Source organism: Streptosporangium sp. NPDC023615 (assembly GCF_040640155.1).
In the GTDB taxonomy this organism is placed as follows: domain Bacteria; phylum Actinomycetota; class Actinomycetes; order Streptosporangiales; family Streptosporangiaceae; genus Streptosporangium.
Window position 1 is genome coordinate 157,039 of sequence record NZ_JBFABE010000003.1, and the last position, 11,051, is coordinate 168,089.

Annotated in this window: 8 protein-coding genes and 1 pseudogene; 8 read left to right on the plus strand and 1 reads right to left on the minus strand. The window is 73.1% G+C overall.

Annotated elements, in window-relative coordinates:
• Positions 1-37: 37 nt before the first annotated feature.
• Positions 38-1,258, minus strand: a complete 1,221-nt coding sequence (locus tag AB0G16_RS03640) for a PspC domain-containing protein (RefSeq protein ID WP_362798001.1) — start codon at positions 1,256-1,258, stop codon at positions 38-40.
• Positions 1,259-1,399: 141 nt separating this feature from the next.
• Between AB0G16_RS03640 and AB0G16_RS03645 the strand changes: the two genes are divergently transcribed.
• The 8 genes and pseudogenes from AB0G16_RS03645 (at position 1,400) to AB0G16_RS03680 (ending at position 11,049) form a co-directional block, all read left to right on the plus strand.
• Positions 1,400-3,181: a PspC domain-containing protein gene (locus AB0G16_RS03645; RefSeq protein WP_362798004.1), complete on the plus strand. Its 1,782-nt coding sequence runs from the start codon at positions 1,400-1,402 to the stop codon at positions 3,179-3,181.
• Positions 3,171-3,377, plus strand: a complete 207-nt coding sequence (locus AB0G16_RS03650) for a hypothetical protein (protein WP_362798007.1) — start codon at positions 3,171-3,173, stop codon at positions 3,375-3,377. The genes AB0G16_RS03645 and AB0G16_RS03650 overlap by 11 nt, the downstream gene beginning before the upstream one ends.
• Before the next feature lie 110 nt (positions 3,378-3,487).
• Positions 3,488-3,946, plus strand: a pseudogene (locus tag AB0G16_RS03655) ((2Fe-2S)-binding protein); the annotation flags it as partial.
• Between the two features lie 143 nt (positions 3,947-4,089).
• Positions 4,090-6,504, plus strand: coding sequence for a xanthine dehydrogenase family protein molybdopterin-binding subunit (locus AB0G16_RS03660; RefSeq protein ID WP_362798009.1), 2,415 nt, complete (start codon positions 4,090-4,092; stop codon positions 6,502-6,504).
• Complete coding sequence (locus AB0G16_RS03665) at positions 6,501-7,433, plus strand: xanthine dehydrogenase family protein subunit M (RefSeq protein ID WP_362798012.1); 933 nt, start codon at positions 6,501-6,503, stop codon at positions 7,431-7,433. The genes AB0G16_RS03660 and AB0G16_RS03665 overlap by 4 nt, the downstream gene beginning before the upstream one ends.
• Positions 7,434-7,726: 293 nt before the next feature.
• Positions 7,727-8,926: an SRPBCC domain-containing protein gene (locus AB0G16_RS03670; protein WP_362798015.1), complete on the plus strand. Its 1,200-nt coding sequence runs from the start codon at positions 7,727-7,729 to the stop codon at positions 8,924-8,926.
• Positions 8,927-9,118: 192 nt separating this feature from the next.
• A complete protein-coding gene (locus tag AB0G16_RS03675; protein WP_362798018.1) occupies positions 9,119-9,646 on the plus strand; it encodes an NUDIX hydrolase in 528 nt (175 codons plus the stop codon).
• Positions 9,647-9,774: 128 nt separating this feature from the next.
• The gene (locus AB0G16_RS03680) at positions 9,775-11,049 is read left to right on the plus strand and encodes a Fic family protein (RefSeq protein WP_362798021.1); all 1,275 of its coding nucleotides are present in this window, start codon (positions 9,775-9,777) and stop codon (positions 11,047-11,049) included.
• Positions 11,050-11,051: the final 2 nt, after the last annotated feature.

The following is an 11,051-nucleotide window of genomic DNA, read 5'->3' on the forward strand; positions in this document are numbered from 1 at the left end:
CGCGTCCCCCGCAGCCGTGTCATGCCTCGCCGCTCGTTCACGCCTTCTCCAGTTTCATGGTCAGCATCACTTCCGTACCCTCGCCGGGTTCGGTACGCACCCGGGCGCTGCCCCCGTGGCGCTCCATCCTGCCGACGATCGACTGGCGGATACCCATACGATCCTCGGGGACGGCGTCCATGTCGAACCCGGCCCCCCGATCCCTGACGAAGACCACGACCTCGTCCGGCTCGGTCTCGGCGTAGACGGAGACGACCTCGGCCCCGGAGTACTTGGCGGCGTTCACCATGGCCTGCCTGGCGGCCTGCATCATCGCGGTCAGCTCGGGGGTCAGCGGGCCGTCTCCGACGCAGACGACCTCGATCGGCACCCCGTGGGCGTCCTCCTCCTCGGCCGCGACCCGCCGCACGGCCGCCGCCACCGAGGCGTCGGCGTCCTGCTGGGGCTGGTACAGCCAGTTGCGCAGCTCCCGCTCCTGGGCGCGGGCCAGCCGCATCACCTCGCGCGGGTCCTGGGCCCTGCGCTGGATCAGCGTCAGCGTGTGCAGCACCGAGTCGTGCACGTGCGCGGCGACCTCGGCGCGCTCCTCCTGGCGGATGCGCTCGCGGCGCTCGCGCTGCAGCTCCTTCCACAGGGCGGCCAGCCAGGGGGTCGCGATCAGCGCGACGCCGCCCACCACCACCAGCGTGAACACGATGCCGGGACGCGCCTTGCCGAGCTCGTCGTTGGCCGCCAGGAAGCCGACCGCGCCGACCACCACGAGCACCAGCCCGAGGAACGTGCGGACCCGGTTCTGACGGACCTGCCCCACCGTGTGGCTCATCCAGCGCTGCCGCCGGTCGGGGTCGGCCTGCTGCCACAGGATCAGCGAGCCGATGCCGCCGACCGCGAGCGGCCAGGCGCCGAGCCCCGCCCCCGAGGTCCCGGTGAGCCAGCCCAGCGCGACGAGCGCCAGCCCGATCGCGCCGTACGCGGCGATCTGGCTCCAGTCCCTGGCGGGCTCCTTGCCCTCGTGGGGTTCGCGCGAGGTGAACATCCACAGGACGGCGTAGGCCACGGCGCCGAAACCGCCGTCCACCACGGTGAGCAGCACGAAGGTCAGCCGCAGCACGACCGGGTCGAGCCGGAGCTGGGCGGCGGCCCCCTGGGCCACCCCGGCCACCAGCCGCCCCTGCACCGGCCTCACGAGGCGGGGCAGGGGCGCCGCGTCCTTGGACGTCACGGGCGCCGTGTCGGGAAGTGTCTGTCGGTCAGCCATATCGTCAGCATCGTCACACGGACCAGCCTGTCACGCATCAGGCGTTCCCCTGAGGCGACCCTGAGGCGAGGGGCTCCCCTCCGGGGTGACTCAGGGGTCTCCCGGATGCGGCGGGGAGCGGGAAAGGCCACGATGGGGTGCATGAACGACACCGGCCGGGCCCAGGATCAGACGAGTGGCGTGCCCGGCCCCGAGCCCGCCTCCCCCGCGCAGGAGCGGGGTCTGCTGGGCCGCAGCGACCAGGGCCGCATGCTCACCGGCGTCTGCGCCGGTCTGGGGCGGTACGCCGGGGTCGACCCGGTGCTGGTGCGGGTCGGCTTCGCGGTGCTGGTGCTCGGCTCGGGGATCGGCATCATCCTCTACATCGCGGCCTTCCTGCTGATGCGCGAGACCGACGGCGGCCCCGGCCACCTGGAGCAGTGGACCAAGCGCGACTTCGACGGCGAGACGGTCCTGACCCTGCTGACCGGCGTCTTCGCCCTCGGCCTGGTGATCAACGTCTCCTCGGACGGCGTCGGCACCGGGACGATCGTGGTCGGCACCGTCCTCGCCATCGCCCTGCTCGCCGCCCACGCCCGGGGGGTCGACCTGCTGGCCGTGGCCCGGTCGCTGCCCGACCGGCTGCGCCGCGGGGAGCAACCCCACCGGAGCGGCTCCTGGCGGCCCTCGCCGCCCTCGCCCGCCTCCCCGGTCTCGCCCGCCTCCCCGTTCCCACCGGCCTCGCCGTTCCCACCGGCCTCGCCGGTCCCGCCGGACGCCCGGCCGGAGACGGGCGGGCGCTCCCGCCCCCTGGCCGAACACGACCACGTCACCCGCGCCACCTCGGCCACCGGGTACGCGGCCCCGCACGCGCCCGGAAGCATGTCCGGCGGCGGGCCCGCGAACACGGCCGGGAGCATGCCCGGGGACACGTCCGGGAACGCGCCCTGGAACATGCCCGGAAACGTCACCGGTGCCACCGGGGGGACCGTGGCGGGGGACACCGTGCCCCCCGCCTCCGAGGACGCCGCTCACCCCCCGGCCCGAGCCGTCGCCGGGCCGGGTGGTGAGACGGCCGCGGAACCGCCCACCCCCGGTTCCCCGGACGGGTACGTCCCCCACCCGGACGACCCCGGCCCGGGTCCCATTCCGTACGAGGACGTCCCGCCGGCCCCGTACCGTCCCCTGAGCCCGTCGTTCGACTCCTCGGGCGAGCCCTTCTCACCGTACGGGCCCTACCGGCCCCTGGACCCCCGCAGGCGGGAGCGGCTCCACTCCCCCTACGCCCCGCCCGGGTACGGCGCAGCGGTGGAGGCGCCGCCCAGACCCGGCCGGCCCCGATCGTTCGTCGGTGCCGTCACCATCGTCCTGGCCATGATCGTCGGAGGGGTCACCGTGGCGATCCAGTCCACCTCGGGATCGGTCGACATGACCGTCGCCGGGGGTGCCGCGCTCGCCGTCATCGGCACCGGCCTGCTGGTCGCCGCCTGGTTCGGCCGGGGAGCCGGCCTGGTCGTGATCGGCGCCGTGCTGTCGCTCGCCCTGATCGCCGGCTCCCTGCTGGGAGGGATGCCGAAGAAGTTCGGCAACTACCACTGGGAGCCCGCCGCCCTGTCGGAGGTGATCGCCGGCTACGAGGTGGGCGTGGGCGAGGGCGTCCTGGACCTGAGCGAGCTGGCACTGCCGCCGGGCTCGCGGACCGTCCTGGACGCGTCGGTCACGGTCGGGGAGATCAGCGTGGTCCTGCCGGCGACGGCCCGGGTCGAGGTGAACGGCTCCACCAGGTTCGGCGACGTCAAGATCGACCACACGGTGGAGGGCGGCGCCGACATCCGGTACAGCAGGATCCTGGAGCCCGAGGTGCCCCCGAAGGGGGACGTGGCGACCATCGTGCTGAACGTCAAGGCCGGTGTCGGGGACGTGGAGGTGCGCCGTGCGGCCTGACCTGGAGCGGCCCGCGCGCCGCCGCGCCCACCGCACCGACTGGATGGCACTGCTCAGCGGCATGCTGTTCGTCTCGGCCGGGATCGTGTTCGTGAGCCGGCCGTCCGTCGAACCGCTGATCATGCTCGTGATCCTGGTCGGCGGCCTGGGTGTGGCCGGTCTGATCACCATCCTGGCGAGGGTGATCCGGCGCTAGCCGAACGGCGCGTCCGGGCGTGGAGAGGTTGACCGGAAACGGCAGGAGCGTACGTTCACTTCTGTCGGCTTCCACAGTTCCATGCCCACCGGGTGCCACCGGGAGGACGTATGCCTCGAACATCCCTCACCGTCGACGGGGTCCGCTACGAGGAGGAGGTCGAACCGCGCCTCCTCCTCGTCCACCTGCTGAGAGACCGGCTGGGCAGGACCGGTACGCCCGTCGGCTGCGACACGAGCAACTGCGGCGCCTGCACCGTGCTGCTGGACGGGGTGAGCGTGAAGAGCTGTTCCGTCCTCGCCGTACAGGCCGACGGGAGCGACGTCGTCACCGTCGAGGGCCTGGCCGAGGGCACCGAGTGGCACCCCGTGCAGCGGGCCTTCCACGAGGAGCACGGCCTGCAGTGCGGGTACTGCACCCCCGGCATGATCATGGCCGCGATCGACCTGCTCAGGGACGACCCCGACCCGACGGAGGAGGCCGTCCGCGCGGGCCTGGAGGGCAACCTGTGCCGGTGCACGGGCTACTCCAACATCGTCCGCGCGGTACGGCGCGGCGCCCGGGAGATGTCACGGCCCGAGGCGGAGCGGACGGCGTCCGGCACGTCCGGCACGTCCGGTCCGGGCGCGTCCGACCCCGGCACGGCCGGGCACGGCACGGCCGGGCACGGCACGGCCGGGCGTGAGACGGCCGGAGGGCAGGTGCGGACGCCATGACCGAGCAGCTCGACGCGGGCATGGTCGCCGGGCGGATCGCCGAGAGCGACCAGCTCGGCACCCCCTCCGCCGGCCACGAGGTCGGCCGGGCGCGCAGGCGCAAGGAGGACGCCCGGCTGGTCACCGGCCGCACCACCTGGACCGACAACATCCAGCTCCCCGGCATGACGTACGTGGCCTTCCTGCGCAGCCCGATGGCCCACGCCAGGATCACCCGGGTCGACACCTCGGCCGCGCGCGGCCTGTCGGGCGTGGTCGCCGCCTACAGCGGCCGGGACCTCGCCGGCGAGCAGGGCAGCCTCCCGTGCGCCTGGCCGGTCAGCGAGGACGTCCTGATCCCCGACCACCCGCCGATGGCGGTCGACGAGGTCCGCTACGCCGGCGAGGCGGTGGCCTGCGTGGTCGCCGTCGACCGCTACCGGGCGGCCGACGCCCTGGAGGCGATCGAGATCGACTACGAGCCGCTGGAGGCCGTGCTCGACATGACCGAGGCGCTCACCGAGGGCAGCCCGAAGGTCCACGAGGGCGCGTCCGCCGGGAACCGGGCGTTCACCTGGAGGTTCTCCGGCGGCGACGTCGAGGAGGCGTTCCGCGACGCGCCGGTGGTGATCGAGCGCGCCTACGTGCAGCAGCGGCTCATCCCCACGGCCATGGAGCCCCGCGCGGTGGTGGCCACCACCGACGGCGACTCCTTCACGCTGTACTCGTCCACCCAGATCCCGCACGTGCTGCGCGTCATGCTCGCGCTGACCACCGGCATCCCCGAGCACCGGCTGCGGGTGATCGCCCCGGACGTGGGCGGCGGCTTCGGCTCCAAGCTCCAGGTCACCGCCGAGGAGGTCCTCGCCCTGCTGCTGACCCGGCGGCTGGGCAGGCCGGTGAAGTGGACCGAGTCGCGCTCCGAGGGCAACCTGACCGCGCACCACGGCCGCGACCAGCTCCAGCGGATCCGCCTCGCCGCCGACCGGGACGGGCGGGTGCGGGGCGTCCAGGTGAACCTGCTGGCCGACATGGGCGCCTACCTGATGCTGATCACGCCGGGCGTGCCGCTGCTGGGCGCGTTCATGTACAACGGGATCTACAAGATGGACGCCTACGACTTCACCTGCACCGGCGTCTTCACCACCAAGGTGCCGACCGACGCCTACCGGGGCGCGGGGCGGCCGGAGGCGACGTTCGCGATCGAGCGCGCCATGGACGAGCTCGCCCACGAGCTGGGCATGGACCCCGTCGAGCTGCGCCGCCGTAACTGGATCACCCACGAGGAGTTCCCGTACACCACGGTCTGCGGGCTGACCTACGACTCGGGCAACTACGAGGCCGCGACCGAACGGGCCCTGGCCCTGCTCGGGTACGACAGGCTCAGGGCCGAGCAGGCCGACCGCCGCGACCGGCGTGACCCGGTGCAGCTCGGCATCGGCGTCTCCACGTTCACCGAGATGTGCGGGCTGGCCCCCTCCCGGGTGCTGGGCAGCCTGAGCTACGGCGCGGGCGGCTGGGAGCACGCCTCGGTGAGGATGCTGCCCACCGGCAAGGTCGAGGTCGTCACCGGCTCCTCGCCGCACGGCCAGGGGCACGAGACCGCGTGGAGCCAGATCGTCGCCGACGCGCTGGGCGTGCCGTTCGAGGACGTCTCGGTACTGCACGGCGACACGGCCGTCTCCCACAAGGGCATGGACACCTACGGCTCCCGCTCCCTGGTGGTGGGCGGTGTCGCCGTGCTGGCCGCCTGCGAGAAGGTCAAGGACCGGGCCAGGCTGCTCGCCGCGCACATGCTGGAGGCCTCCGCCGACGACGTCGAGTTCGCCGACGGCACGTTCACGGTCCGCGGCACCGGGGTGGGGAAGACCATCCAGGAGCTGGCGCTGGCCACCTTCGCCGCGCACGACCTGCCCGAGGGGTTCGAGCCCGCGCTGGACGCCGACGCGACCTTCGACCCGGACAACTTCTCCTTCCCGCACGGCACCCACCTGTGCGCGGTCGAGGTGGACACCGAGACGGGCGCGGTGCGGATCCGGGCCTACGTGGCCGTCGACGACGTGGGGTCGGTGGTGAACCCGCTGATCGTCGAGGGGCAGGTGCACGGCGGCATCGCCCAGGGCGTCGCCCAGGCCTTGTTCGAGGAGGCGGTCCACGACGCCGAGGGCAACCTGCTCACCGCGACGATGGCCGACTACCTCATCCCCGCCGCGTCCGACCTGCCGGTCTTCGTCACCGACCGCACGGAGACCCCGTCGACGACCAACCCGCTGGGCGTCAAGGGCGTCGGCGAGGCCGGGACGATCGCCTCCACGCCCGCGGTGGTCAACGCGGTCGTCGACGCGCTGCGTCCCTTCGGGGTGGACGACGTGCGGATGCCCTGCACCCCCGAGCGCGTCTGGCGCGCCGTCACCGAGGGAGGCGACCGATGATCCCCGCGTCGTTCGACTACGTCAGGCCCGAGTCGCTGGAGGAGGCCTGCCGGGTGCTCGGCGAGGCCGCGGACTCCGGCGACGACGTCAAGGTGCTGGCCGGGGGGCAGTCGCTGCTGCCGCTGCTGCGGCTCCGGCTGGCCTACCCGTCCACGCTGGTGGACCTCGGGCGCCTGCCCGGCCTGCGCGGCGTCGAGGACCGGGGCGACCACGTGTTCGTCGGCGCGCTCACCACCCACGACGAGGTGCTGCGCTCCGCCGTGATCAGGGAGCGCGCCCCGCTGCTCGCCCTGGCCACGGCCACGGTCGCCGACCCCGCCGTACGGCACCGCGGCACGCTGGGCGGCTCCCTGGCCCACGCCGACCCCGCCGGGGACCTGCCCGCGGTGGCGCTGGCGCTCGGCTGCGTCCTCGTCGCCCGCTCCGGCGACGGCGAGCGGGAGATCCCGGCGGCGGACTTCTTCGTCGACTACCTGGAGACCGCGCTGGGGCCCGGCGAGGTGCTGACCGGCGTCAAGGTGCCCGTCCTCGGAGCGGGCTGGGGCTTTCACTACGAGAAGTTCCACCGCAGCGCGCAGGCGTGGGCGATCGTCGGCGTCGCCGCGGCCGTGCGGCGGAGCGACGGGGTCGTCGAGGAGGCCAGGATCGGGCTGACCAACATGGGTCCCGCCCCGGTGCGGGCCCGGGCCGTGGAGGAGGCGCTGCGCGGTGTGGAGGTCACGTCCCCCGGTCCCGGACTCGGTCCCGGTCCCGGTTCCGGTCCCGGTTCCGGCGGCGGCCCCGGCGGCGCGGCCGATCCGGTCGCCGAGGCGTGCGCGCGGGCGGACGAGGACACCTCGCCCCCGGCGGACCTGCACGCCAGGCCCGACTACCGCCGTCACCTGGCCCGCGTGCTGACCCGGCGGGCGATCAGGAGCGCGATCGGCTGAGCCCCGGCCGATCAGGCCCGGTGCCGGACCGGGCGGTCCGCCGATCCGGCCCGGATCACCATCCGGCCCCGATCACCGGGCGCCGAGGCATCGTCCACGCCCAGATGGGCAGTACCAGGGATACGGACACCGTCCGGCTCGGACCGTTACGAGCCAGCATGGTCCGCTATATAGACATAAATACAATTATGGTTTGCGTTGGGTCATTCGTCCGCTTCCGCAGCGGTGTACTGGAATACGACCCCGTGTAGTCGTAATGTCGCAACAGCGGCCGATCGACAAGGAGCGGATCGATGGCGATGCGATTCGAGCACGAGTTCACGATCCCGGTGCCGGTCGAGCAGGCCTGGCCGGTACTGCTCGACGTCGAGCGCGTCGCGCCCTGCCTGCCCGGCGCCACCGTCGACAAGGTCGAGGGGGACGCCTTCACCGGCAAGCTGAAGGTGAAGGTCGGGCCGATCACGGTCACCTACCAGGGGCGCGCCTCCTACGAGAAGGTGGACGAGGACGCCCGCTCCCTGACCCTCGCCGCCTCCGGCAAGGAGGCCAGGGGGCCGGGCACCGCCGGCGCCACGGTCGTCGCCCGCCTGCACCCCGAGGGCCGCACGACCCGCGTCACCGTCGAGACCTCCTTCACCGTGACCGGCCGCCCGGCCCAGTTCGGCCGGGGCGTGATGACCGAGGTCGGCGGGAAACTGATCGACAGGTTCGCGGCCAACCTCTCCCGGCTGCTGGGCGAGAGCCCCGGCGTGGAGACCGCCGCCGAGACGCCCCTGGAGACGGGCGGCGTGGGCGGCTGGAGCGCTCCTGCGACACCGGAGGCGCCGTCCGCCGGGCAGCCGGACTCGGCGCCGTCCGCCCCGGAAGGCCAGGAAGGTCCAGAAGACGCGGCCGGTCCGGCGGGCACGAAGCCCGCGACGTCCACGAAGCCCGGCAGGGACTCGAAGGGCCCGAAGGAGTCGACGCCTCCGAAGAGCTCGGAGGCCCCGAAGAGCTCGAAGGCCCCGGAGGCCCCGGGGAGCCCGGAGGCGCCGGCCCCCGGCCCGGCGGGCGCCACGGCCCCCGCCGCGGGGGGCACGGACGACCCCGGCGGCGCGGGCGCCACGCCCCCCACCACGCCCCCCACCACGCCCCCCACCACGCCCCTCGCCTCGCACGACACCGACCCGGCGGCCTCCGGGCTGGGCGGACCGGACGGACCGGAGGGGACGAACGCCCCGGCGGGGGCACCCGTTCCCGGGCCGGCCGGCGCCACGAGGCACCTCAGCGCGGTGCCGACGCCTCCGGACCTGGTCCTCGACGAGGAGTCCGGCACGCGCCGGAGCCACCCCGCCGGCACCTCGCGCACCTCGCTCAGCCCCGACGAGGAGGCCCTGAACCTCCTGGAGGTGGCGGGCCTGCCGCTCCTCAAGCGCGTCGCCCCGGTGGTCGCGGCCCTGACACTCCTCGTCCTGGTCACCTGGCTGATCCGCCGGTCCCTGAACCGGCGCTGAACGCACGACGACGAACGGTCGGGAGGCCGGGACCGGGCCGGGCCGGCCGCAGACGTGTGCCCGTCGCGCCTCCGGCCGGGCGGGAGCGGGCCGCACCCCGGAGAGGCCGTCCGGAATCCCGCCCGAAGCCCTGGAAGGCCCACCGGCGGCGGGGACGTCCCGGGTCCCGGCGCCCTCCGTTACGGTCGGTCCATGAGCGTCGAAGATTACTTCCGCGGTCTTGCCCGCCATCCCACGGCGGCCGCGTTGTTCGTCACCGACGAGGCCGACCGGGTCCTTCTCGTCCGGCCGACGTACAAGGAGGGGTGGGAGTTTCCCGGCGGGACGGTCGAGGAGGGGGAGACGCCGTGGGAGGCGGCCACGAGGGAGGCCGCCGAGGAACTCGGGCTGACCCTCTCGCCCCCCGTCCCGGTGCTGTTGTGCGCGGACTGGACGCGCCCTCGTGACGGGCGGCCCGGCGGGTTCCGGATGCTCTTCGACGGCGGCGTCCTGGACGAGCGGGAGCGGGCGGCGATCCGGCTGCCGCCGGAGGAGCTCAGCGCGTGGCGGATGGTGGGTCCGGCGGACGCGGACGCCTTCCTGCCCCCGGAACGGGCCCACCGGCTGCGGGCCTGCCTGTCGGCCCGCCGCACGGGGCGGACCGCTTACCTCCAGGACGGACTTCCTCTCACGCGGGCCACCACATGGACACCCCGCTCTCCGCGGACGGACGCGCCTTAGAAAAGGACCTCCGGGCGTTCCCGTGTCACTTCCCAGACACGGAAGGCATGTCCCGCGAAGTTCACACCCGACGGATGTATGAACGGTTAACATCTAAGCGTTCATACAAGCGGGAGGACTTAACCCCTGTGGCCGAGTACATCGACGCGTCGTGGCCGGGCCTGTCGAACGGCGCGACCCGTGCGGAACGCCGGCCATGCGACTACAGAGCCTACGTCCCGGACCCGCTCGTCGGCCGTCCTTTACGGCTGAGCGGGCAACGCTCCGCGGATATCGGCGACGTGGAACGCCGACTCCTGGTGCTGAACATGTCCGAACGCCCCCTGGTCGGTCTCGAAGCTCTGGCCAGGCTCCTGCTTCGGGCCGAGGCCGTGGCGAGTTCCTTCATCGAAGGTCTGCAGATCGACGTACGGTGCCTGGCCAAGGCCGACGTCGCGGCGCGTTCGGGTGTGGAGGCACATGACGACACCGCGCGCGCGGTCCTCGGAAACGTCCGGGCCATGGAATCGGCCCTGAAGCTGGCCGACGCCTCGTCCATACGCGTCGACGACGTACTGGAACTTCATCGAAAGCTCCTCGAAGGAACCCGTGACGCCCCCCTCGGGGGCCTGATCAGAACGGAGCAGAACCGGGTCGGCGGGACCGGCATGTCGCCATGCACCGCCGACTTCGTGCCACCGCCGCCGGACAGGGTCCCCGACCTCCTCGAAGACCTGTGCGCCTACATGTCAGGCGACGACCACCCCGCCCTGGTCCAGGCCTCCATCGTCCACGCCCAGTTCGAGACCATCCACCCTTTCGTCGACGGCAACGGCCGTACCGGGAGGGCCCTCATTCACCTGATTCTCCGTCGACGGGGTCTCGCCACCCGTTTCGTACCGCCCATCAGCCTGATCCTGGCATCACACGCCAACGCGTACATCGCCGCTCTCACCACCTATCGGTACGAGGGTGATGCGGATTCACCCGAAGCCCAGGAGGCGATCGGCATCTGCATCGACCGTTTCATCGCCGACACCGCTCGCGCCATCGCCGACACGGATCGCTTCGGCATGGAACTCGACGCCCTTGAGGCGGAATGGCGCAGGAAGGCGGGAAAGGTTCGCGCGGCGTCCTCGGTGGACCTGCTCCTGCGGATGCTTCCCTCCGCGCCCGTCCTCACCGTCACCACCGCCGCCGAGCTCATCGGAAGGTCCGTTCAACGAGCCAACGACGCCATCAACCACCTGGTGGCGGCGGGCGTGCTCAAGCAGACCACCATCGGCAGACGCAACCGCGCGTTCGAGACTCCCGATCTCATCAAGGCGCTTACCGGATTCGAGCGAGCACTCGCCGGTCCGCTCGGCGACACCCGGCAGGCACCACCCACCCGTCCCGTTCCCTACAGGGACCGAAGGGCATAGCC

Bases quoted from the DNA above. Each gene is read 5' to 3' on its own strand.
- AB0G16_RS03665 (WP_362798012.1), top strand. From the start codon at position 6,501: ATGATCCCCGCGTCGTTCGACTACGTCAGGCCCGAGTCGCTGGAGGAG.
- AB0G16_RS03670 (WP_362798015.1), top strand. From the start codon at position 7,727: ATGGCGATGCGATTCGAGCACGAGTTCACGATCCCGGTGCCGGTCGAG.
- AB0G16_RS03675 (WP_362798018.1), top strand. From the start codon at position 9,119: ATGAGCGTCGAAGATTACTTCCGCGGTCTTGCCCGCCATCCCACGGCG.
- AB0G16_RS03640 (WP_362798001.1), bottom strand. From the start codon at position 1,258: ATGGCTGACCGACAGACACTTCCCGACACGGCGCCCGTGACGTCCAAG.
- AB0G16_RS03645 (WP_362798004.1), top strand. From the start codon at position 1,400: ATGAACGACACCGGCCGGGCCCAGGATCAGACGAGTGGCGTGCCCGGC.
- AB0G16_RS03660 (WP_362798009.1), top strand. From the start codon at position 4,090: ATGACCGAGCAGCTCGACGCGGGCATGGTCGCCGGGCGGATCGCCGAG.